General features: G+C 64.4%; 20 protein-coding genes. 5 read left to right on the forward strand and 15 right to left on the reverse strand.

Features of this window, described 5'->3' with window-relative positions; genetic code table 11:
• Positions 1–104: 104 nt before the first annotated feature.
• The 8 genes from ABIB91_RS08760 to ABIB91_RS08795 all read right to left on the reverse strand — a co-directional run bounded on the left by ABIB91_RS08760 (position 105) and on the right by ABIB91_RS08795 (position 8,633).
• Positions 105–1,460: an esterase-like activity of phytase family protein gene (locus ABIB91_RS08760; protein ID WP_354160057.1), complete on the reverse strand. Its 1,356-nt coding sequence runs from the start codon at positions 1,458–1,460 to the stop codon at positions 105–107.
• An 84-nt stretch (positions 1,461–1,544) separates the two neighbouring features.
• Positions 1,545–1,991, reverse strand: a complete 447-nt coding sequence (locus ABIB91_RS08765; protein ID WP_354160059.1) for a DUF6130 family protein — start codon at positions 1,989–1,991, stop codon at positions 1,545–1,547.
• A 21-nt stretch (positions 1,992–2,012) separates the two neighbouring features.
• Positions 2,013–3,017: an alpha/beta fold hydrolase gene (locus ABIB91_RS08770; protein WP_354160061.1), complete on the reverse strand. Its 1,005-nt coding sequence runs from the start codon at positions 3,015–3,017 to the stop codon at positions 2,013–2,015.
• Between the two features lie 50 nt (positions 3,018–3,067).
• Complete coding sequence (locus ABIB91_RS08775) at positions 3,068–4,036, reverse strand: MBL fold metallo-hydrolase (RefSeq protein WP_354160063.1); 969 nt, start codon at positions 4,034–4,036, stop codon at positions 3,068–3,070.
• 133 nt (positions 4,037–4,169) lie between these two features.
• The gene (locus ABIB91_RS08780; RefSeq protein WP_219681670.1) at positions 4,170–5,069 is read right to left on the reverse strand and encodes a carbohydrate ABC transporter permease; all 900 of its coding nucleotides are present in this window, start codon (positions 5,067–5,069) and stop codon (positions 4,170–4,172) included.
• Positions 5,062–6,018, reverse strand: coding sequence for a carbohydrate ABC transporter permease (locus ABIB91_RS08785; protein ID WP_007596214.1), 957 nt, complete (start codon positions 6,016–6,018; stop codon positions 5,062–5,064). The genes ABIB91_RS08780 and ABIB91_RS08785 overlap by 8 nt, the downstream gene beginning before the upstream one ends.
• 140 nt (positions 6,019–6,158) lie before the next feature.
• On the reverse strand, positions 6,159–7,502 hold the full coding sequence (locus ABIB91_RS08790) for an ABC transporter substrate-binding protein (RefSeq protein ID WP_354160065.1): 1,344 nt from the start codon (positions 7,500–7,502) through the stop codon (positions 6,159–6,161).
• Between the two features lie 87 nt (positions 7,503–7,589).
• The gene (locus ABIB91_RS08795) at positions 7,590–8,633 is read right to left on the reverse strand and encodes a C-terminal binding protein (RefSeq protein ID WP_354160067.1); all 1,044 of its coding nucleotides are present in this window, start codon (positions 8,631–8,633) and stop codon (positions 7,590–7,592) included.
• A 251-nt stretch (positions 8,634–8,884) separates the two neighbouring features.
• Here ABIB91_RS08795 and ABIB91_RS08800 point away from each other — a divergent pair, with 251 nt between their 5' ends.
• Positions 8,885–10,570 carry a methyl-accepting chemotaxis protein gene (locus tag ABIB91_RS08800; RefSeq protein ID WP_354160069.1) on the forward strand — a complete coding sequence of 562 codons (1,686 nt, stop codon included), beginning with the start codon at positions 8,885–8,887 and terminating at the stop codon, positions 10,568–10,570.
• Between the two features lie 120 nt (positions 10,571–10,690).
• Here ABIB91_RS08800 and ABIB91_RS08805 read toward each other — a convergent pair whose 3' ends face one another.
• Together ABIB91_RS08805 and ABIB91_RS08810 are read right to left on the reverse strand one after the other, a co-directional pair.
• Entirely contained in the window at positions 10,691–11,668 is a 978-nt protein-coding gene (locus ABIB91_RS08805) for a Bug family tripartite tricarboxylate transporter substrate binding protein (protein WP_354160071.1), read from the reverse strand.
• 97 nt (positions 11,669–11,765) lie between these two features.
• Positions 11,766–12,701: a DMT family transporter gene (locus ABIB91_RS08810; protein ID WP_354160073.1), complete on the reverse strand. Its 936-nt coding sequence runs from the start codon at positions 12,699–12,701 to the stop codon at positions 11,766–11,768.
• A 105-nt stretch (positions 12,702–12,806) separates the two neighbouring features.
• Here ABIB91_RS08810 and ABIB91_RS08815 point away from each other — a divergent pair, with 105 nt between their 5' ends.
• Positions 12,807–13,196, forward strand: coding sequence for a DUF1330 domain-containing protein (locus tag ABIB91_RS08815; RefSeq protein WP_007596202.1), 390 nt, complete (start codon positions 12,807–12,809; stop codon positions 13,194–13,196).
• Between the two features lie 55 nt (positions 13,197–13,251).
• Here ABIB91_RS08815 and ABIB91_RS08820 read toward each other — a convergent pair whose 3' ends face one another.
• Both ABIB91_RS08820 and mgtA read right to left on the reverse strand, forming a co-directional pair.
• Positions 13,252–14,172, reverse strand: a complete 921-nt coding sequence (locus tag ABIB91_RS08820) for a DMT family transporter (RefSeq protein WP_354160075.1) — start codon at positions 14,170–14,172, stop codon at positions 13,252–13,254.
• A 153-nt stretch (positions 14,173–14,325) separates the two neighbouring features.
• Positions 14,326–16,824 (reverse strand): magnesium-translocating P-type ATPase, encoded by a 2,499-nt coding sequence (mgtA, locus tag ABIB91_RS08825; protein WP_354160077.1) that lies wholly within the window; start codon positions 16,822–16,824, stop codon positions 14,326–14,328.
• A 405-nt stretch (positions 16,825–17,229) separates the two neighbouring features.
• Between mgtA and ABIB91_RS08830 the strand changes: the two genes are divergently transcribed.
• Both ABIB91_RS08830 and ABIB91_RS08835 read left to right on the forward strand, forming a co-directional pair.
• Complete coding sequence (locus ABIB91_RS08830; RefSeq protein WP_354160079.1) at positions 17,230–18,522, forward strand: adenylosuccinate synthase; 1,293 nt, start codon at positions 17,230–17,232, stop codon at positions 18,520–18,522.
• Positions 18,523–18,559: 37 nt separating this feature from the next.
• A complete protein-coding gene (locus ABIB91_RS08835; protein ID WP_354160081.1) occupies positions 18,560–20,179 on the forward strand; it encodes a hypothetical protein in 1,620 nt (539 codons plus the stop codon).
• A 161-nt stretch (positions 20,180–20,340) separates the two neighbouring features.
• Here the strand turns inward: ABIB91_RS08835 and ABIB91_RS08840 are convergent, their stop codons facing one another.
• The 3 genes from ABIB91_RS08840 to ABIB91_RS08850 all read right to left on the reverse strand — a co-directional run bounded on the left by ABIB91_RS08840 (position 20,341) and on the right by ABIB91_RS08850 (position 21,382).
• The gene (locus ABIB91_RS08840) at positions 20,341–20,610 is read right to left on the reverse strand and encodes a hypothetical protein (RefSeq protein ID WP_354160083.1); all 270 of its coding nucleotides are present in this window, start codon (positions 20,608–20,610) and stop codon (positions 20,341–20,343) included.
• A 261-nt stretch (positions 20,611–20,871) separates the two neighbouring features.
• Positions 20,872–21,099 (reverse strand): hypothetical protein, encoded by a 228-nt coding sequence (locus tag ABIB91_RS08845; RefSeq protein ID WP_354160085.1) that lies wholly within the window; start codon positions 21,097–21,099, stop codon positions 20,872–20,874.
• 37 nt (positions 21,100–21,136) lie between these two features.
• Positions 21,137–21,382 (reverse strand): cysteine rich repeat-containing protein, encoded by a 246-nt coding sequence (locus ABIB91_RS08850; protein WP_007596191.1) that lies wholly within the window; start codon positions 21,380–21,382, stop codon positions 21,137–21,139.
• A gap of 143 nt (positions 21,383–21,525) precedes the next feature.
• On the opposite strand from ABIB91_RS08850, the gene ABIB91_RS08855 reads away from it, so the two are divergent.
• Entirely contained in the window at positions 21,526–21,951 is a 426-nt protein-coding gene (locus ABIB91_RS08855) for a DUF5413 family protein (RefSeq protein WP_007596190.1), read from the forward strand.
• Positions 21,952–21,999: the final 48 nt, after the last annotated feature.

Here is a 21,999-nt window from a genome sequence, read left to right on the forward strand (position 1 = left end):
CGGGGCATCCAGTACGCCGCGGCGTCACGATTCAATCGCTGGCGCCGCGGATTACTGGATCGCCCGGTCAAGCCGGGCGATGACTGTGTTGAAAGAGCGTCAGCTTACTTCGCCTTCAGGAAATCCGCGACATCGAGCAGCATGAACTCGTCGTCGTCGGCCTTGTTGGGATCGCGGCTGGACGAGAACGGCAGATTGTTGTCGTTGCCGACGATGATGTGGGTTTCGTCGACACGATCGACGTTCTCGATGGTGAAGAACGGGAAGGTGTAGACGCCATCATTGAGCGGCTTCTTCGCCTTGTTGTCGGGATCTCTGATCTTCAGGAGGTCGATGTAGCCGATCTTGCGCACGGGCTTGCCGACATTGGCGTCGGTGAGCTCGATCTTGTAGACGCGCTTGAACTTGGCGACGTCGGGGAAGCAGTTCTCGCCGCGGGTGCCTTGCGGGCAGGCCTTGTCGGGCGTGCCTTCGCCGTTGTCGCGCTCGATGATCAGACCGCTCGCCGGGTCGATCATATTGAAGTCGCCGATGGCATTGCCGTTCTGCTCGAAGACATACTGCCAGTAGCGGCCAGTGAACTTTTCCGCGGCGACGTCGAATTCGAGGATGCGCGAGGCTTCCTTGCCGTCGACCTTCTCCCAGTCTTTCTTGTCGGCGTCCCACAGCGGCCCCTCGAGCAGGCCGTAGAGAAACTTGCCGTCTTTCGAGGAGGCGAAGCCCTCATAACCCTTGGAGCGCCGCAGGTTGACGTTGGTGTAGGTCGCGCCCGGCGCGCCCGGGGTCGCCACCGCCCAATGATCCGGCGAGCGCACCGGCTTGCCGTCGGCAACCGTCTCGAACAGCCCGAGGATCTTGCCGGTCTTGTCGGCCTTCAGGATGTAGGGGCCGAACTCGTCGCCGATCCAGAAGGTGTCGCCGATGATCTGAAAGCCTTCGGTGTCGAAGTCGGAGCCGGTGAGATAGCGCCTCTCGGTGTCTTCATGCACGATGCGGAACGGCACGCGTCTGTCGGGATCGTGCAGGAACACGGTCTCCAGCCGCTCGATCTTGCCACCGGCCCAATCCATCTTGTAGCGGTTGAGGTACAGCATCGAATCCGGCGAATTGGCGCGCGCGCCCATGCCGTTGTCGGTGATGACCCAGAAGGTGCCGTCGCCCATCGACTTGATGCCGGAATGGCCTTGCAGCGGCTGGCCCTTGAACGGCAGCGACAAGCCGGTCGCCCGCTCATAGGACTTGCCCATCACCGTGCCGAGCGCGTCGACGCGCTTTCCGGTGGTGTATTTGCCTGAGGTCTTGAGATCGGCGGGCGCGTCAGCCGGCGCGTCGATGAACGTGGCGGCCGGCATCACGACGTGGCCGGCGAGCTTGGCGGGGAATTCGCCTTCGCTCTGCGCGAGCGCGGAGCTCGCGGTGAGAATGATCGTTGCGACGGTGCCAAGAAAAGTAGCGCGCATGTGCGTCTCCTGTTAACGGAGGCCGTCTTATGCGGACCGCGCATTGCAGTTTTGTGAAGCCGAGCCAAACGCCGCGGCCGACGGTCATTTTTTTAGCGGTGTTGGAATCTCAAAGCTGACGGTCTTGCTGTCGATGACGTGGTGCGTCGGATCTGCCAGCTCCAACAGGACCTTGTGGGGTCCTGGCTTCAGTCCGACCACGATCACGGTCTCGCCACTGGCATCGACAAAATGCCACGGTGCATCGTCGACCGTGATATGGACGTGGCCGATGCGCGGCGATACGTCGAGCGCGCCCTTGCCGAACACCGGCACGACGCGGAGATTCTCCGTGGTGTACTGGATGAAGACGAGACCCTGCGCCAACTGGTCGGCGAGCGGCGGATCGACGATCAACCGCGCAGGCGCCTCGTTTTCGATCGCGACCAGTGGCGATGGGCCGCGCACGTCTCTGGCGGTTTGGGCGACGGCAGCTGCTGCGAACAAGGTGGAGGCCGCCAGAACGGCCATGCAGTCGAGAGCGGCATACATGTCCGTTTCCTTCCCGACTGATCAGGCGATCTTGCGGGAGAGGAAGTTGCGGATCAATGGGACCATTTCGTCGAACTTGTCCTCGAGCGCGAAATGGCCGGTATTGATGAGGTGAAATTCCACCTGGGGCAGGTCGCGTTTGTAGGGATGGGCGCCATCGGCCGGGAAGATGAAATCGTTCTTGCCCCAGACGATCAGGGTCGGCGGCTTGTGCTTGCGGAAGTACGCCTGCACTGCGGGATACAGCGGCAAATTGGTCCGATAATCGTAGAACAGGTCCATCTGGATTTCGCTGTTGCCGGGGCGGTCGAGCAGTGCCTGATCCTGCACCCAGTTGTCGGGTGAAATCCGGCTGACATCGGACATGCCGTCGGTGTACTGGAATTTCGTCGTTTCCAGCGTCACCAGCTTCATCAATGCCTGCCGGCTGGCATCGGATCCGTCGGCCCAGTATTGCTTGATTGGATTCCAGAACTCCTTCAGCCCTTCATCATAGGCGTTGCCGTTCTGCACGATCAGGCCGCTGATGCGCTCTGGATTCTTGAGCGCCAGGCGCCAGCCCACGGGAGCTCCGTAATCCATGACATACATCGCATAGCGGGTGACGCCGAGCTGGTCGAGCAGGCCGCCGACAAGCTCGCCGAAACGGTCGAACGTGTACTTGAATGTCGCGCGCGGTGGCATCTCGCTCTGGCCGTAGCCGGGATAGTCGGGAGCGATCACATGGTACCTGTCGGCCAGTGCCGGGATCAGGTTGCGGAACATGTGCGAGGAGGTCGGGAAGCCGTGCAGCAACAGCACGACCGGCGCGTCCTTTGGACCCGCCTCGCGATAGAAGATCTTGATCCCGTCGACGGTCTTGGTTCGGTGATAGGTGACCGGATAGGCACCGGCGGCGTGTTCGTCGCGCTCCGGCTTCGCGGATGCCGCCGTGGAAGCAACTGCGACAGCCGCTCCGGACAACCCAAGAACGAGACGGCGACGATCGAGGAGCGATGGCTTGGATGTGGTCTCTACGATTTTCATGTCAATGTCCTTTCAATACGATGAGTTCGTCGACGGCCGAGAGGGATTTTTCAAACGCCCTGATAGACCAGCCGGGTGAAGAAGCCGGGATCGATCACAAATTGCCCCCATATCGCGTCGAACGCCGCGGTCGGCTTCGCCGCAACGGTTTCATCCCGCGTTCGTCCCTCCTTCTTGAGGCGCGCGACGTTGTCGCGGATCCCGACGAGCATGTCGCGAAAGGCCTGGAATTCGATTTTGTTGCCCACCGGCTTGCCATGCCCGGCGATGACGATCGTGTCCTTGTCCATCGCCGCGAGATTGGCGTCGCATGCAGCGATCATCCCGTCGATGCTGCCACCGGTCGAATAGTCGATGAACGGATAGATGCCGTTCCAGAACATGTCGGCGACATGAATGATATTGGCTTCTGCGAAGGTGACGGAGATGTCGCTGTCGGTGTGTGCGGGCCCGTAATACTTCAGGCCGATCGAGGTTCCGTTGAGCTTAAGCTCGCGGCTGTCGGCAAAGACTTCGCTGGGGATTCCGCCCGCGCCGAGCGGAAGGAAATTGTAGTCCCAGTCCTCGACCCGCTGCACTTCGGCAAGGTGTTTGCGGGTGTTTTCCTGCGCAATGATCTTGGCGCCGGCTGCATGCAGCCATTCGTTGCCATCGGCATGATCGAAATGCCAGTGGGTGTTGACGAGATGGGTGACGGGATCGGCGCCGAGATCAGCCAGCGCTTTGGTGAGTTGTGGACGTGAGACGCGGATGCCCGCATCGATCAGGACTTTGCCGTCGGGCCCGGTCAGCACGGCAATGTTGCCGCCGGAGCCTTCCAGCACGGTGATGTTGTTTCGGAGCTTGTGCGTGACAATCGGCGATACCGCAGCACTGTCCTTGATCAGGCTGACGATGCCTCGCGCTTCTGCGTAGGCTTGCCTCGGGCTAAGCCATCCCGAAGCGGCGGACGCTGCGGCGCCGACGCAACACAGGCAGAAACCGCGTCGGGATAACGACGGGAGCTTTGGCGAACGCATGCAATTTTCGCTTTCTCGAGCGACAATCGACGCCGCCAATGATCGACCCCGCTGTCACGATGGAGCGTGGGGCCAATGCAGCAAGCAGTCTATCACGATAGCACGATCGACTGCGCTTGCGCTGAGCCGCGAGTTACTCCTTTACCGCGCCGGTCAGCGACGACACGTAGTAATCGACGAAGAGCGAGTAGAAGATCGCAACCGGCAGCGAGCCGAGCAGTGATCCCGCCATCAGCGCGCCCCACTGGTAGACGTCGCCGGTGACGAGCTCGGTCAGGATCGCGACCGGCACCGTCTTGTTGGCGCCGCTCTGGATGAAGGCGAGTGCGTAGATGAACTCGTTCCAGGACAGCGTGAAGGAGAAGATGCCGGCCGAGATCAGGCCGGGCACCGCCAGCGGTAGCGTGATCCGGCGCAGGATCTGGAGCCGTGTGGCGCCATCCACCAGCGCGCATTCCTCGAGTTCGTAGGGGATCGACTTGAAATAGCCGATCAGGAGCCAGGTGCAGAACGGCACCAGGAAGGTCGGATAGACCAGGATCAGGGCAAGCGGGCTGTCGAACAGGCCGAACTGCACGACCACGGTTGCGAGCGGAATGAACAGAATCGACGGCGGCACGAGATAGGCGAGATAAATGCCGAGGCCCACATAGGGGCTGCCGCGGAAGCGCAAGCGTTCGATCGCATAGGCGGCAAGCGTGCTCGCGATCAGCGACAGCGTGGTCGCGCCGATCGCGACCAGCATCGTCGTCCACAGCCAGCGCGGATAGGCGGTGTCGAACAACAGGTGCTTGATGTGGGCCAGCGTCGGCGAGGAGATCCAGAACGGGTTGTGCTCCCGGTAGTTCATCAGCTCGGCGTTCGGCTTGAACGACGTGATCGCCATCCAGTAGAACGGAAACAGCAGGATCAGCACGAAGCAGCCGAGCGGCAGATAGATCATCATCAGTCGCCGCAGCCCGGAATCCCAGGCCATGGTGTCCGGCACAGCCTTCGCGTCGGCGACGGCCGGTTGCGCCACTGTATCAGTCATTGCTCTCTCCTTGCTGCCATTTGCGGCGCGCCAGGCCGAAATAAGAGAACAGCGTCGCGAACACCAGGAACGGGATCATCGACACCGCGATCGCCGCGCCCTCGCCGAGCTCGCCGCCGGCAATGCCGCGCTGGAAGGCAAGCGTGGCGAGCAGATGGGTCGAGTTGCCGGGGCCGCCACGGGTAATGGCGTAGACCAGCTGGAAGTCGGTGAAGGTGAAGATGATCGAGAAGGTCATGACGATGGCGAGGATCGGCATCATCATCGGGAAGGTGATGTAGCGGAAGCGCTGCCAGGCGCTGGCGCCATCCAGCATCGCCGCCTCGTAGAGCGAGGGCGAAATGGTCTGCAGGCCCGCCAGCAGCGAGATCGCAACGAAGGGAATGCCGCGCCAGATGTTGGCGGCGATTAGCGAGAAGCGCGCCGGCCAGGGCGAGCCGAGGAAGTCGATATTGCTCGTGCGCCAATGCAGCACATCGACCAGAAGGTAGGAGATGATCGAGAATTGCGGATCGTAGATCCACCAGAACGCCAGCGCCGAGAGCACCGTCGGCACGATCCAGGGCATCAGGATGATCGCACGCAACAGGCTCTTGAACGGAAAATGGTTGTTGAGCAGCAGCGCGAGCCAGAAGCCCAGCGCGAACTTCCCGAAGGTCGCGATCCCCGTGTAGACCACGCTGTAGAACACCGCGTTCCACCACAGGGAATCGGTGAGCAGATACTGGAAATTCTCGAAGCCCACGAAGACGCCTTTTCTGCCGATCGTGGTGTCGGTGAAGGCGAGCCAAATGCCGAGGCCGAGCGGATAGGTCAGGAACACCGTAAGGAGCCCGATCGCGGGTGCGAGGCACATCACGATCAGGAAGGGCTTGTAGTCGAACAGGCGCACCAGCCAGGAGGGCTGCCGTCGTGCGAGTACGGGGGAGGAGAGGGTGGTCACGGACATCGGTCAGGCGTCCTGTTTTAGGCTGTCACCACATCCGTCATTGCGAGCGAAGCGAAGCAATCCAGTCTGTCTCCGCAGTTACAGTCTGGATTGCTTCGTCGCTTCGCTCCTCGCAATGACGGTCGCTTTATCGTCCAGCGTTACTTCTGCCGCCGGAAGTACCGCTTGCAGCGCTGCTCGGCTTCCGCGGCCGCGGCTTCCGGCGTGGCAGCGCCGGTCGCGACGGACGCGAACATCTGAATCAGCACGTAGTCGGCGCTCACGGCACCGGTCGCAGTCGAGATCGGGCCCGCGTAACCGTCGTAATAAGTGCTGTTCATCGTGTCCTTGAACAGCTTCACCTTCGGGTCCTGCGACCACACGGCCGCTTCGGCATAGGCCGCGAGCGGCTGGGACCAGTAACCGGAGTTGGCGTTGAGCCAAGGCTCGTATTGGTCCTTTTCCAGCATGTATTGCAGGAAGGCCTTTGCGGCGTTGGGATACTGGCTGTGCTTGAACACCATGGCGTTCAGCGTCAGGCCCGCCATCGGCGACACCTTGGCCAAGCCCTTCGGCAGCAACTGATGCTCGCTGTCGTCGGCGATCGCCTTGGTCGCCGGATCGTTCTTCAGCGAAAAATAGAGCGAGACGCCGTTGGCGGTCAGCGCGATCTCCTGTGCGGCGTAGGCGCGATTGTTGCTGACGTCATTCCAGGACGTCGTGCCGGCGATGAAGGTCGGGTAGAGCTGCTTGACCCAGTTCAGCGCGGCGATCGTCTCCTTGCTGTTGATGATGACGTTGCCCTCTTCGTCCAGCAGGGCCGCGTTGTGCGACCATAGCGCCCAGCTTGCGAATCCGTTGCCGTCCCCCTTGGCATTGCCGAGGGCGAAGCCCGCCGGCTTGCCGGCCTTCTGGAGCTTCTGGCACAGGTCGAGGATTCCGGCATGGTCTTCCGGCACCTTGTCGAAGCCGACCGATTGCAGGATCGACTTGCGATAGATCACGGGACCCGCGGTGGCTCCGAACGGCAGCCCGATCCAAATGGGGCTCTTGTTCTTCTTGCCGTAGCGCTGCGCCAGCGGCAGCCAGCCGCCGTACCGTTTGCCGAGGTAGTCGGCCACATCGGTCAGCTCGATCAGCTTGTCGACGTAAATGTGCGGTGCGTCGGAGAAGCCGATGATGATGTCGGGACCGGCGCCGGAATTCGAGGTCACCGCGGTTTGCTGGTTGATGTCCTCCCAGCCGACGAAATCGACCTTGACCTCGACGCCGGTCTCCTTGGTGAATTTCGCCGCATTGGCGCGGAACACATCCTCGTCGGCCTGGACGAAACGTACCGGTCGCAGCATGCGCAGGGATGCGCCTTTCTCGATCGGCAGTTTCGGTGCGGGGACGTCCGCGGCCTTGATCGTGGATTGGGCATTCGCCGGAGCACCGGTTGCCGCGATTGTCGCAGCGGACAGGCCCAGCGCCAAGGCATCACGACGTGTGATGTCGTTCCTCATCGGTTCCTCCCTATGTTTTTCCCTTCCCGGCGTTGATCGCCGGTGAAGGGTCTTTCCGGTTGCCGGCGCGCCTTCGCGGCCGCCCGCCTAGCTGTTCGGGCCGCGGTCCATGCTGACAGGTTGCCAGCGGCGGAGCGCGGTGTCTTGCAGCACCGACGGATTGACGCAGCTTACCGGCCACATGCCCTGAAGCACCAGTGACAATTCGTAGCCCACCCGGCGCTTGCGCGCCTCGTCGAACCGTGCCGAGGCGGAGGCGACGTGGGCGGTCAGGGTCACATTCTCCATGCCGAGGATGGGGTTGTTGTGCGAGGGCGGCTCCTTCTCCAGCACGTCGAGGGCGGCATGGGCAATCCAGCCCTCCTGAAGCGCCTTGATCAAGCCTTCCTCGTCCACGGTGGCGCCGCGGCCCGTGTTGATGAAGACCGAGCCCTTCTTCATCTGCCGGAAGTGCTTCTCGGTGAGCATGTGATGCACCTCGGGTCGGGCGGGCGCGTGCATCGAGACGAAGTCGGATTGCGACAACACCTCGTTCAGCGTCGCCGGAATCACGCCGTGGTCGGACATCAGCGTTTCCTGGATGAAGGGATCGTAGGCCATCATCCGCAGGCCGAAGGGAGCTGCGCGCTTCGCAACTGCACGCGCGACGCGGCCGAACGAGATGAAGCCGAGCGTCTGGCCCATCAGCCGTGGAATCTTCGACAACGCCGGCCGGCCCTCGGCCCAGCGGCCGCTGCGCACCATCCGGTCCTGCTCGACCACCCGCCGGAAGCCCGCGAGCAGCAGCATCATGGCGTGGTCGGCGACCTCCTCGATGAAGGTGTCGGGGATGTTGGTGACGGGAATGCCGCGCGCGGTCGCGGCCTTGATGTCGACGCTATCGACGCCGACCGAGCCGAGCGTAATGACCTTGCAGGTCTCCAGCGCGTCGATGATGGTCCTGGTGATCGGGATACCCTTGGCGTAGATGGCGTCCGCTGTCTTCGCGGCGGCGATGAACCCGGCCTCGTCGGCCGGCGCCTCGACGATCTCGGCGTCGATCGGATCGAGCGCCTCACGCTCGTAGGAATAATCGCTGCTCGCGACCGTGAAGCTCGCGCCCTTCGGCGTCACCACCCTGTATTTCGGCATTTCCTGCTCCCGATTTGGTTTCTTGTTGTGACCCGGACTTTGCGCGAGTCTTTGCGTCTTTTACGCGAAATCGGGGCGGTTGCGTACAATCGGCGGTTGCCGTGGCGGCGATTGTGCGACGGCCCCGACGTTTCCTCCGTGCCTTTACGGGGCGCTCCGTAACAGGTTGCTAAGGGGTCGCCACTAAAAGTTGTTTCAATTGCGATCGATTCGCTCGTGCGTCCTTGTCCTTTTGTTGCCGGAGCCATCCCGTGAAATTGAGCAATCTGAAGATCGCCCCCAAGCTCGGCATTCTCGTCGGCGTCACCTTGTTCGGCCTGTGCATCTCCGGATTTCTCGCAGGCTATCTGATGAAGCGCGAGATGGTGAATGCACGCGTCGAGCAGACTAAGGCCATCGTCGAGGTTGCCCGCAACATGGCCCTCGCTCTCAAGAAACGAGTCGATGCCGGCGAGATGACGAAGGACGCGGCGATGGCCGAGTTTCGTCTGCTCGGCAACGCGATGACCTACGACAAGGGCGCGGGCTACCTCTTCGGCACTTCGTATGACGGCATCACGCAGCTTGCGCCCGACCCCAAGCAGGTCGGCCTGAACCGCATGAGCAATCTGACCAACGGTCGCAATCTTTCCAAGGAATGGATGGATGGCGTCAAGGCCAACGGCGAACTGCTGCTCTTCTACGAGTTCATGAAGCCGGGCCAGGAAACGCCGATCCGCAAGATCGGCTATGCGGTGGCGGTACCCGGCTTCGACATGTATCTCGGCACCGGCGGCTATCTCGACGATATCGACGCCAAGATGGTCCCGATCTACTGGCTGCTCGGGCTTGCCATGCTCGGCATCGTGGTCGTCGCGGGCAGCGTCGCTTGGGGGCTTGGCCGCAGCATCAGCCGTCCCTTGGCGCTGCTCGGCGCCCGCATGAAGGATCTCGCCGAGGGCAAGCTCGAGGGCGACATTCCCGGCGTCGGCCGCGGCGACGAGGTCGGCGCAATGGCGTCGACCGTCCAGATCTTCAAGGACAACGCACTGCGCATTCGCGACCTCGAGAAAACCGAAGCCGATGCCAAGGATCGTGTCGCGGCGGAACGTCGCAGCGCGATGGAGGGTATCGCCAGCGATTTCGAACGCAGCGTCAACGGCATCGTCCGCTCCGTCTCCTCGGCCGCGACGGGCATGCAAGCCACTGCGCAATCGATGACCGCGACCGCCAGCGACGCCTCTTCGCGTGCGGCGACCGTCGGCGCGGCCTCGCAGAGAGCGTCGGGCAATGTCGGCACGGTCGCCGCGGCTGCCGAAGAGCTGTCGAGCTCGGTTGCGGAAATCTCGCGCCAGGTCACCCGCTCGACCGAAGTGGCGAGCCGCGCCGTCAACGACGCCGAGCGCACCAATGCCACGGTGCAGGAACTCTCCACCGGCGCCGAGAAGATCGGCGAGGTGGTCAAGCTGATCCACTCGATCGCGGCGCAGACCAATCTGCTCGCCCTCAACGCCACCATCGAGGCGGCGCGTGCCGGTGAGTCCGGCCGCGGCTTCGCCGTCGTCGCTTCCGAGGTCAAGGCCCTCGCCAACCAGACCGCCAAGGCGACCGAGGAAATCTCCGCCCAGGTCGCGGCGATGCAGACTTCGACCAGCGATGCGGTCGCCGCCATCGGCGGCATCACCCAGACCATCGCCGAGATGAGCGAGATCACCGCGGGCATTTCCGCGTCGATCGAGCAGCAGGGCGAGGCGACCCGCGAAATCGCCCGCAACATCCAGTCGGTCGCGGCCGGATCGAACGAGATCAACGCCAATATCGGCAGCGTCACCTCGGCCGCGGAAGCGACCGGCACGGCGGCAAGCGACGTGCTCACCAACGCCCGCGAGCTCGACAGCCAGTCGGGCGCGCTGCGCAGCGCAGTCGACGGCTTCCTCGCCAAGGTGCGCGCGGCGTAAGGCTTGCACTGAATTCGTAGGGTGGGCAAAGACGCGAGGCGTCGTGCCCACCTTTTCTTTTTGAGTTCGCGGTAACTTCTCGGTGGGCACGCTTCGCTTTGCCCACCCTACGAGACCGCCCTACTGCTTCTCGATTCCCGCCTCGCGGATCAGCTTCTCCCACAACACGAGCTGTTCGTTCACGAACGTGCCGAGCTGTTCCGGCGTGCCTGAAAACGCGTCCATGCCGAGGGTGGCGAGCTGGGCCTTGATCTCCGGCTTCTCGACGATCTTCCGGATCTCGGCGTTGAGTCGCGTCACGATCTCCTTGGGCATGCCGGCGGGGCCGAAATAGCCCTGCCACGACGAGATGTCGAAGTCCGGCACGCCGGCCTCCTGCATCGAGGGCAGGTTCGGCACCAGCGACGAGCGGTCCTTTGTCGTGACGGCGAGGGCGCGTAGCGCGTTGCCCTGGACATGCGGCAGGCCGGTCAGGATGTCCACGAACATCATCGAGACGCGGCCGCCCATGACGTCGTTGAGCGCCGGCGGCGAGCTCTTGTAGGGCACGTGCAGGAGGTCGAGCCCGGCATTGTGCGCAAAGGTCGCGCCCGACACGATCGCCGAGGACGAGCCCGAGGCGTAGCTCAGCTTGCCCGGATTGGCCTTGCCGTAGGCGATGAGCTCGCCGACCGTCTTGGCCGGCACCTCCGGGTGGATCACTAGCATGAAGGGCAGGTCGCCGGTGCGCGCGATCGGGGTGAAGTCCTTGACCGGATCGTAGGTCAGGCTTTTGAGCAGATAGGGATTGGCCGAATGCGTGGTGTTGGTGGTCACCAGCAGCGTGTAGCCGTCCGGCGCGGCGCGCGCGACATAGGTGGCGGCGATCATGCCGTTGGCGCCCGCCTTGTTCTCGATGACGATGCCGACGCCGAGCGCCTGCGACAAATGCTGCGAGATCAGCCGCGTCGTGGTGTCGGTGCCGCTGCCGGCCGCGAACGGCAGCACCAGCGTGATGTTGCGGCTCGGATAATTGTCGGCCTGCGCAGCGGATGCGCCAGCGAGACAAAGGGCGGCCGTGCCGATGGCACGCAGGTTTCGGATCAACGCTGAAAGCATGTCTGGTCGTTCCCTCTTTTTTCGTTGGCGGGGAACCTAGCGTCTCCTCGTCGAAATCGGAAGGCGCGAGTTTGTCGCCTCGTCTCGCGGTGCGGAATTACTTCACCGCAGACCCTTGGCGCGAGGCGATCACGACGCCGGCGAGCACCAGCAGGTAGCCGATCAGGTGGAACGGCTGGATCTTTTCGCCGAGCAGCAGGATCGCCATCGCCGAACCGAACACCGGCACCAGATGGAAGAACGGCGCGGCGCGGTTCGGGCCGATCAGCGCCACGCCCCGGTTGAAGAACAGATAGGCCAGCGTCGAGGGAAAAATCAGGATGTAGCCCAGCGTCGCCAGCGTCACCCCGTCGAGTTGCAGAACGCGGCCGCTCCAGGCTTCCCAGATCGCGGTCGGCAGCAGCATCGTCGCGCCGCAGCAGGTGGTGAAGGAGAGAAATGAGAGTTGGTGGATCTTCGGTCGCCGCGGGATGAAGGCAGAGTAGATCCCGAACGCCACCAGCGAGGAGGCGAACATGATGTCGCCCCTGTTGAAGCTGATACTCGCGAGCGCGGCGAGATCGCCGCGCAGGATGATGATCAGCACGCCGAGAAGCGAGATCCCGATGCCGGCGAGCTGCGCACCGGTCAGCCGCACGCCGAACAGCACCAGCGACCACAGCGCCACGAACAGCGGTCCGGCCGACTGGATCAGCAGCGCGTTCAGCGCCTCCGTGTACTGCATCGCCCAGTACGAGATCGCGTTGTTGAAGGCAAAGCCCACCAGCGACAGGAACAGCATCAGCGGCAGGCTCTTGCGCAAGTTCGGCCAGTCGCCCTTCAGATGCGGCCAGGCGAACGGCAGCAGGATCAGGAACACGCCGAACCAGCGGATCGTGGTCACCGTCAGCGGCGGCACATGCGCACCGACGTGGCGCGCGAGCACGATGTTGCCGGCCCAGAACAGCGAGCTCAGGCTGAGCAGCAGATAAGGCTGGTTGTTGAGCCAGCTGGCCGGATTGGAGGCGGGTGGCGCGGGCGAAGCGATCGTCATTGGCGTTCGACGCGAGCTTGCGCCGGATTTAAGTCGTGACACAAGTCACGCGGCCGCAATGCTACAATGCAGGCATGACCAGAGGAGGCGGCATTGGCGGTTAATATGTTGAACATCGACGGCCTGGATCGGCTCGATCGGCATGCACCGGTGGTGATGTTGAACCTGATGCGCTTCCACGCACGCTCGGGCGACGGCGACGGTTCCGGCTGGGACGCCTATTTGCGCTACAGTGCGGTCACAGTGCCGATGATCAAGGCGCGCGGCGGCACGCTGCTCTGGACCGGCGACGCCAAGGCGGTCGCGCTCGGCCCGCAGCAGGGCAACGACTGGGATTTCGCGGCGCTGGTCTATTATCCCACGGTTGCGGCTTTCATCGACATGATGACGTCGGAGGCCTACGAGACCGAGGCCGATCCGCACCGCGTCAACGCCTGCGCCGAGCACGTCATCATTGCGACCAGCGAAGCGTACAGCAAGTTCAAGGTGAAGTAGCCTTGGCTGCCGCGCGGCACGGCGCTTTCCTTCTCCTACGACGGAGAAGGAGGACCTATGCCGCCTGCTTCCGTGACGCCACGAACACGCCGGCCAGCACCAGCGCGAAGCCGATGAAATGGAACGCCTGGGGGTGCTCGCCCAGAAACACCATTGCCATGATCGAGCCGAACACCGGCACGACATGGAAGAAGGGCGCGGCGCGGTTGGCGCCGATCAGCCGGACTCCGCGATTGAAGCAGAGATAGGCGAGCGTCGAGGGGAACACCGCGACATAGAACAGGGTCAGGAGGTTCGGCCCGTCGAGCTTCATCATGGGGCGCGCGGACAGCTCCCAGATCTCCAGCGGAATGAGACAGGCAGCACCGCAGCCGAACGTGAAGGCGAGGAACGACAGGCCGTGCATCGGCGGCCGCTTCAAGGTCAGCACCGAATAGAGCGCGAAGATGATCAGCGCGACGACGAAGATGAGGTCGCCCTTGTTGAAATCGATATTCGACAGCGTGGTGAAATCGCCATGCAGCAGGATGATCAGCACGCCGCACATCGACAGCAGCACGCCGAAGGCCTGCGCCGCGGTGAGCCTGATACCGAGGATGGCGAGCGACCACAGCGCCACGACCAGCGGCGCGGCTGACTGAAGTAGCAGCGTGTTGAGCGCCTGCGTATGCTCCAGCGCCCAATATTGCAGCGTGTTGAAGGCGCCGATGCCGGTGATCGAGAGCGTGACCATCAGGCCGAGCTTGCCGCGGATCGCGGGCCAGTCCTGCGCAAGGTGTTTCCAGGCGAACGGCAGCACCAGCAGGAAGGCGAAGAACCAGCGCAGGAACGACAGCGTCACCGGCGGGATGTGACCGGCGGCGAGCCGCCCGACGATGGCATTGCCGGCCCAGCACAGCGCGGTGATGCTGAGCAGAAGATAAGGCTGGTTGGCGATCCAGTTGTGGCCGGACGTGGCGGCGCCGGTGGCGGACATCGTGATTGTTGTGGCTCCGCGTCATGCGCCGAGCCTCCGGCCCGGTGGCACCCGGGCCAGTTCAAACCCGGCCCGTTCAAAGACACGGAAATCCGGCCGATATCAATGGCGCGAGGCGCATCGCGTCCATGCACGGCGGCGGCCGGAACCCGCTCAACGCTTCAGTCCGGCACGGATCGCAAACGGCTTCAACAGTTCGGCGCAGGCGAGATAGACGACCACCAGAAGCGCGATGCCGGCCATCATGAGCGGTGGCGGCGCAACAAAGCCGAACCAGGCGCCGACCGGCGTGAAAGGCACCACCATTGCGACCAGCAAGGCGACCAGCGATGAGACGGACAGCACCGGATCGGGCCAGCTGCGCCACGGTCGGCCGTTGGTGCGAATGATGAAGATCACGAGGATCTGCGTCGCCATGGACTCGATGAACCAGGCGGTGCGGAATTCGTCCGGCGACGCCTGAAACAGCATGATCAGGGCGCCGAAGGTGAGGAAGTCGAAGACCGAGGACAGCGGCCCCATGATCGCGGCGAAACGCACCAGCCGCGTCATGCTCCAGACCTGCGGCTGCGCGGTGGCCGCGCGCGAGACCTGGTCGAAGGGAATGCCGAGCTCGGAGAGATCGTAGAGCAGGTTGTTGAGCAGAATCTGCGTCGGCAGCATCGGCAGGAACGGCAGCGCCATCGAGGCGATCGCCATCGACAGCATGTTGCCGAAATTCGAGCTCGCGCCCATCCGGACATATTTCATGATGTTGGCGAAGGTGCGCCGGCCCTCTTCGACGCCGTCGGCGACGACTTCGAGATCCGAGGCGAGCAGGATGATGTCGGCGGCGGCCTGCGCCACGCCGGTCGCGCCTTCGACCGACAGGCCGATATCGGCGGCCTTCAGCGCCGGAGCGTCGTTGATGCCGTCGCCCAGGAAGCCGACCACAGCGCCGCCGGCCTGAAGGGCCTTCACGACGCGCGACTTCTGATCGGGCGCAAGCCGGCCGTAGGCGTCGGTCGATTGAACCTGGACCGCCAGTGCTTCGTCGCTGAGCTCGGCGATGTCGGCTCCCGATAGGACGCGATCGGCGTTCAGCCCGACCAGGCCGGCGAGCCGCTTCACCACCACCGGATCGTCGCCCGACAGGATCTTCAGCGTGATGCCGGTTGCCGCGAGCCGCGCGATCGCGGCCGCGGCCGTCGGCTTCGGCGGATCGGCGAAGGCGCAAAACCCTTCGAAGACGAGATCGGTCTCGTCTTCGGTCTCGACCTCGCGCGTTGCGCCGGTCCACGGGCGCGAGGCGATCGCGATGCTGCGGAGCCCTTCGCTCGCGAGCTCGTGCACGCGGGCGATCGCGCGGGTCCGGGCGCCGTCAACCATCACGCACAGCTCGAGCACCGCCTCAGGCGCGCCCTTGACGATGAGCAGCGCGCCTTCTGGACCGGTCGCGAGCACGGATCCCAGCCGCCGTGAAAAGTCGAACGCCTGCCTGCCGGCGAGGGTCCAGCCCTGTGCGGCATTCGACTGGCCGGCAACCAGCGCCGCGTCGAGCGAGCCGCGATCGCCGCCGAGTTTCGCGGCGATGGCGCCGAGCCGCGCGGCGCGGGCATCGTCCTTGCCGGCGGCATCGAGGCTCTTGGCCAGCGTGATCTCGGCCGAGGTCAGCGTGCCCGTCTTGTCCGTGCACAAGACGGTCATGGCGCCAAGATCGTGGATCGCGGCGAGGCGCTTGACGATCACCTTGCGGCCGGCCATGCGCAGCGCGCCGCGCGACAGCGTCACCGTGGTGATCATCGGCAGCAGTTCCGGCGTCAGCCCGACCGCGAGCGCGACGGCAAACAGCAACGAGTCCATCACGGGGCGGCCGAACACCACGCGGACGCTGAGCACGACCAGCACCAACGCCAGTGTGGCGCGCGCGATCACGAGGCCGAATTCGCGCAAGTCGCGTTCGAACGGCGAAGGCGTCTGGGCCTCGGCAAGCGCGGAGGCCGCCGCTCCGAACACTGTGTCGCGTCCGGTCCTGACGACGAGCGCGATCGCCTCGCCGGTTTGCGCGACGGCGCCGCGAAACAGTGCATTCGACGTGTCGTCCGGGTCGGTGATGGCACCGGCGCGCTTCTGTACCGGATAGGGTTCGCCGGTGAGCGCCGCTTCGCCCGCGGTGAAGGCTGTGCACTCCAGGATGAGCGCGTCCGCGGGAATGATGTCGCCTGAACGGACGCGCAGGATGTCGCCCGGCACCAGCCGATCGACGTCGATCTCGCGGAAGTCGTTGTCACGTCTGACTTCGGCCTTGAGCGCAACCGATCGGCGGAGCACTTCCGCGGCCTGCAACGCGTGGCCTTCCTGAACAGTGTCGAGCCCGATCGAGAGCGCGAGTATCAGGACAATGATGAGCCCGCCGATATCGTCGCCGGTGAGCATCGAGACGATGCCGGCAACCAGCAGAATCAGAGACAGCGGCTCCAGCAGCCGGCGCATGATCGCGCGCGCCGCCCCCTCGACGCGTGGCCGCGCGTCGCTGTTCGGCCCAAAGCGATCGAGGCGCTCGGAGGCGTCCGCGGCGGTCAGGCCGGTGAGGCCGCAGCCCAGTCGCTTGCATAATTGATCGGGTGAAAGATGCCAGAAGCGGTCGTCGGCGTGCGCTGGACTGTCCGACAAGCAAGGCCCCCGATTCGAATTGTCTCGTCAGGCAAATGCCTCGAAATTCGGTGTAACCTGTTGACCTACCGCAATTTGGATGGCCGCGAGCGCCTGGCTTCGTTGGCATCTGCCGACTGAAACGACGTGCTGCACGGCATTGACCTCGAGCTCGACCATTGCTGCGACCGCATCATCGAAGTGGTCGACGGCCGCATCCGGGCCTAACGTCGTAGAGCCCGTCCGACAAAGCGGATTTTTAGGGGATATCAAGGGCTTGGATAGCGCATTGGGCCCCGAAAAAGCTCCGTTCTTGCTTGCTTACAGAGGCTGCATCCTTTATCCGGTTGGCTGCCTCGCGTTCGAGCGGCCCCGGCCGTGATTGGGCTGGGCGCATCTAACAGATTGCATAGGGATTACCCGCGAATGGCCAATGTTGTCGTCGTCGGCGCCCAGTGGGGCGACGAAGGAAAGGGCAAGATCGTCGACTGGTTGTCGGAGCAGGCGGACATCGTCGTCCGTTTCCAGGGCGGCCATAACGCCGGCCACACGCTGGTGATCAACGGCAAGACCTACAAGCTGGCGCTGCTGCCCTCGGGGGTGCTGCGCGAGCAGAAGCTGTCGGTGATCGGCAATGGCGTCGTTTTCGATCCCGCCGCCTTCCTCGACGAGGTCACCAAGCTGCGGTCGCAGGGTGTCGCGGTCAGCCCGGACAATCTTCGGGTCGCCGAGAATGTCACCCTGATCCTGCCGCTCCATCGCGAACTCGACGCGCATCGCGAATCCGCCAATGCGGCGACCGCGATCGGCACCACCCGCCGCGGCATCGGCCCGGCCTACGAGGACAAGGTCGGCCGCCGTGCCATCCGCCTGATGGACCTCGCGGATCTCGACACGCTGCCGCACAAGATCGACCGGCTGCTGGCGCATCACAACGCATTGCGCCGCGGCCTCGGCCTGCCGGAGTTCGACGGCAAGGAGATCCTGAATGAATTGACCGCGCTGGCACCTCAGCTGCTGCCTTATGCCGAGACCGTGTGGCGTCTGCTCGACATCGAACGGCGCGCCGGCAAGCGCATGCTGTTCGAGGGCGCGCAAGGCGCGCTGCTCGACGTCGATCACGGCACCTACCCTTACGTCACCTCGTCCAACACGGTGGCGGCGCAGGCCGCGACCGGCTCGGGACTCGGCCCCGCCGCGGTCGGCTATGTGCTCGGCCTCTGCAAGGCCTATACGACCCGCGTCGGCCAGGGCCCGTTCCCGACCGAGCAGGACAACGAGACCGGCCGCAAGATCGGCGAGCGCGGCCGCGAGTTCGGCACCAATACCGGGCGCCCGCGCCGCTGCGGCTGGTTCGATGCGGTTCTGGTCCGCCAGGCGGTCCGGACCTGCGGCATCAACGGTCTGGCGCTGACCAAGCTCGACATCCTCGACGGCTTCGACACGATCGAGGTCTGCACCGGCTACAAGCTGGACGGCAAGGAGATCGATCATTTCCCGGCGGGTGAGGGGGCCCAGGCCCGGGTCGAGCCGATCTACGAGACCATCGAGGGCTGGAAGGAGCCGACCGCCAATGCGCGGTCCTGGGCCCAGCTGCCGGCCCAGGCGATCAAATATGTCCGCCGGATCGAGGAATTGGTGGGGTGCCCGGTCGCACTGCTTTCCACGAGCCCTGAACGCGAGGATACTATCCTGGTACAAAATCCGTTTGAGGCTTAACGATCTCTTACCGGGACGCGCGTATAATTGAGTAGAAATGGCTGATTACTATCCGCTGATCGCCCGCGCTATTGCCGCCCTGGACCCCAACGCTCCCGGCGAGAGCCGTCGCGCGCTCTACGAGCGGGCGCGCACGGCGCTGATCGCGCAGCTCCGCAGCGTGCAGCCGCCGCTCTCCGAATCCGAGATCACCCGTGAGCGGCTCTCGCTGGAAGAGGCCGTCCGCAAGGTCGAATCGGAGGCTGCCCAGCGTGCCCGCGAGGCCTCGCGCCCCGGTGGCGGCACCCGCAGCAGCGGCAGCGGCGACGCCTTCCGCCGCGCCAGCACCCGCGCCACCGAGGGCAACTCGCCCGCGCCCCAAACCGCTGCCCCGCCGCGTACCCGTCCGGCTCCGCCGCCGCCGCGCGCCGACCGGCCCTCGTTCAACGTTGATGACCAGGGCGACGCCCCGCGTGCGCCGCGGGCTCCGCGTTTCGATGCGCCGCGGCCGCAGGGTCCGTCGGCGCCGCCGTCGATGCCGGAGCCTCCGCCGGCCGGACGTGATCGCGCCGGTGGGCGCCGTCCGCCCGACATGGGACCTCCGCCGCCGCTGCCACCGGCACCGGGCGTGCGCGGCTTCCGCGACATCACGGCCGACGCCAACGATCTCGGCGGCGCCGCCGCGCAGGCCAACCGCGCGGCGCGCCGGACCTACGCCAACGTGCCCTCGCCCTCGCCGGAATTCGATCGGCTCGAGCCGAGCCTGGAAAATCGCGCCGCCGGAGCGGACGCGCCGTATTCCTACGACGAATCGATCGAGGAAGCTGAGCGCTACGCGCCGCAGTCGCAGCCGCAGCGTCCGCACATCCCCGTTCTCGACCGCGAACCGAAGAAGAAGCGCGCCCGCACCGGCTCCGTGTTTCCGTTCAAGAGCGCGATCGCCGTCGGCATCGTGCTGATCCTGGTCGGTGCCGGCATCCTGTGGGGCAAGCAACTGGTCCAGACCGCGACCAACCTGTTGAAGTCTTCGCCGACGCAAGTGGTGGAGGCGCCCAAGGATTCGTCTCAGCCGCAGAGCAAGCCCAAGATCCCGGATCGCGTCGGCCAGCCCTCGGCCAGCGACCAGCCGGTCGCGCCGGTGGCGCAGAAGGTCGTGCTCTACGACGAGGATCCATCCGATCCGAAGGGCAAGCAATATGTCGGCTCGGTGGTGTGGCGGCTCGAGCCGATCAAGGCGTCGGGCAACCAGAAGGCCGACGTCGCCGTGCGCGCCGACATCGAGATCCCCGACCGCAAGTTCAAGATGACGATGTCGTTCCGCCGCAACACCGACTCCTCCCTGCCGGCGAGCCACACCGCGGAGCTGACCTTCGTGCTGCCGGCGGACTTTTCGGGCGGCGGCGTCGCCAACGTGCCGGGCATCCTGATGAAGTCGAACGAGCAGGCACGCGGCACGCCGCTCGCAGGCCTCGCGGTCAAGGTCACCGACGGCTTCTTCCTGGTCGGCCTCTCCAACGTCGACGCCGACCGCAGCCGCAACGTCCAGCTCCTGAAGGAGCGCTCCTGGTTCGACGTGCCCCTGGTCTACGCCAACCAGCGCCGCGCCATCATCGCCATCGAGAAGGGCGCTCCCGGCGAGCGCGCCTTCAACGACGCCTTCGCGCAGTGGGGCGACTAGATCTCTACTCCGTGAGACCTCGGCCTGCATGGTTCGAGACGCCCGCCTCGGCGGGCTCCTCACCATGAGGGTTTGATATCTCGCCGCGAAACGAGACCTCATCCTGAGGGCCCGCCCCTTGGGCGGGCGTCTCGAAGGATGGCCGCAGGTACGCTCTCTCTCTATTGCGCCGTGGCTTCCCGCTTGCGCGATGTCGCGGCGGCGTGCTCGCGGTCCATCACGGCGCGACAGCCGGGGCTGACCTGCGACCTGTTCCGCACCATGCAGGCGGTGATCCTGGGGATGTCGGGGATCTCACTGGAGCACAGCCGCATCGCATCGCCCGAGCACATCTGCTGCGCTTCGGACGAGAACGCGAAGCCCGGCGAGGTCGGGATTGCGATGGTGGTGGCGAGGGCGAAGAGAGTTGTGATCGTCTGATTGCGTGTCATGCAGAATGCGTCCCCGAGTTCCGTGGGCTTGAGCCACTTGATTTTTGGGGCGCCGCACGCGGCTTGACCTGCCGCATGTCTCAGCCATCACGCCGGGACCTCAATCCCGCATGTGGTTGCTCGATCTCTCGTGATGTTCGAATCGAAAAGTGCTGCGCCGCCCGAATCAAGTATGCGCCATTGTCGCGCGGCCGCAATGCCAAGCGAAAAGGAATTCGCAATTGTTGCGCGCACGTCACGCACAATGCGACTCGCGTGCGATCAGATCAACCGATCGGAGGATGCGCTCGCTGGTTCCGCATCGCTTGCGCTAAGCGCTGCGTGCTCCTCGACCGCCGTAACGCCCTTTGCCGTGAGCTCGAACAGATCGCCGTCTTTCATCACGTAACCGTCGGCGATCAGCTCGCCTATCTTGCCGTGCCGGTCGTCGGCAAAGGCGATGGATTGGCTGATGTCCCTCAGGATCGAGAGCTGTTCGTCGCGCAACATGGCTTCACTCTCCGTTCGCCGGGGATGGTTCCGGTCCTCACATGCCGTGGCTCTGAAAGACCTTGCTGCAAGACCGCGACAGTTTGGCTCGGTTGGCTTGCAGGCAATTCTGCACCGCACCGTCGTTGCCGAGGTCCTTGCGGCAGAAGCGCGAGGCGTCCCGCGAACAGGCTTGCTGCTCCTGCGGCGAACCCATATGGCCTTGTGCGAGAGCGGGCGCGTTCGACAGGCCGCTCACGGCCGTCAGCGCGATCGTCGCCAGGAAGAACAGTTTGCGGGACATCGGCGGCTCCAAATCTGACAGGTGAGTTTCAGGTCCTGTCTGAACTCGTCGCTATGCGGCTTGTTCCCAGGGCAGAGCCCGCGCCGCCGCTATTCAAGGTTCCTGCGGCGCTGCTATAACGGGGCGAAGGATGAGGGTGCCTGATGAAACGCTATCTCGTGTTTGCGCTGGTTGGCCCGTTCGTGGGCGGGTTCCTGCTGCTGCTGACGACGACCTATCAGTCCGGCTATTGGACCCAGACCAGTCTCGCTGAGGTCGGCAAGCTGTTCGCGGTGTTCTTCAAATCCCTGCAATACAGCTATCTGTTCGGCTTCCTGCCCTCGCTGATGATCGGGGCGGTCGACGACATCCTGGTCCACATCCGGCGGATCGGCCCGGTGCTGCGGATGCTGCTGGTCGGCGTGTTCGCCTTCATCCTGGCCTCGTTGACCTATAGCTCGCGCGGGCCGGACTCGGGCGCGGTGCAGTTCATCCTGTACGGCCTCGTCGGGTTCGTGCCGGCGGTGATTTCATCCTGGCTCGTGCACAGATATGTCGCGGAGCCGCAGCCGGCGGCGGCACCGACTTGAGGGCGCGACCTTCGATCACGCCGCAGCAACCTCCGCCGTGCTGGTGCG

It is taken from the genome of Bradyrhizobium sp. JR4.3 (genome assembly GCF_040547695.1).
Taxonomy (GTDB): domain Bacteria; phylum Pseudomonadota; class Alphaproteobacteria; order Rhizobiales; family Xanthobacteraceae; genus Bradyrhizobium; species Bradyrhizobium canariense.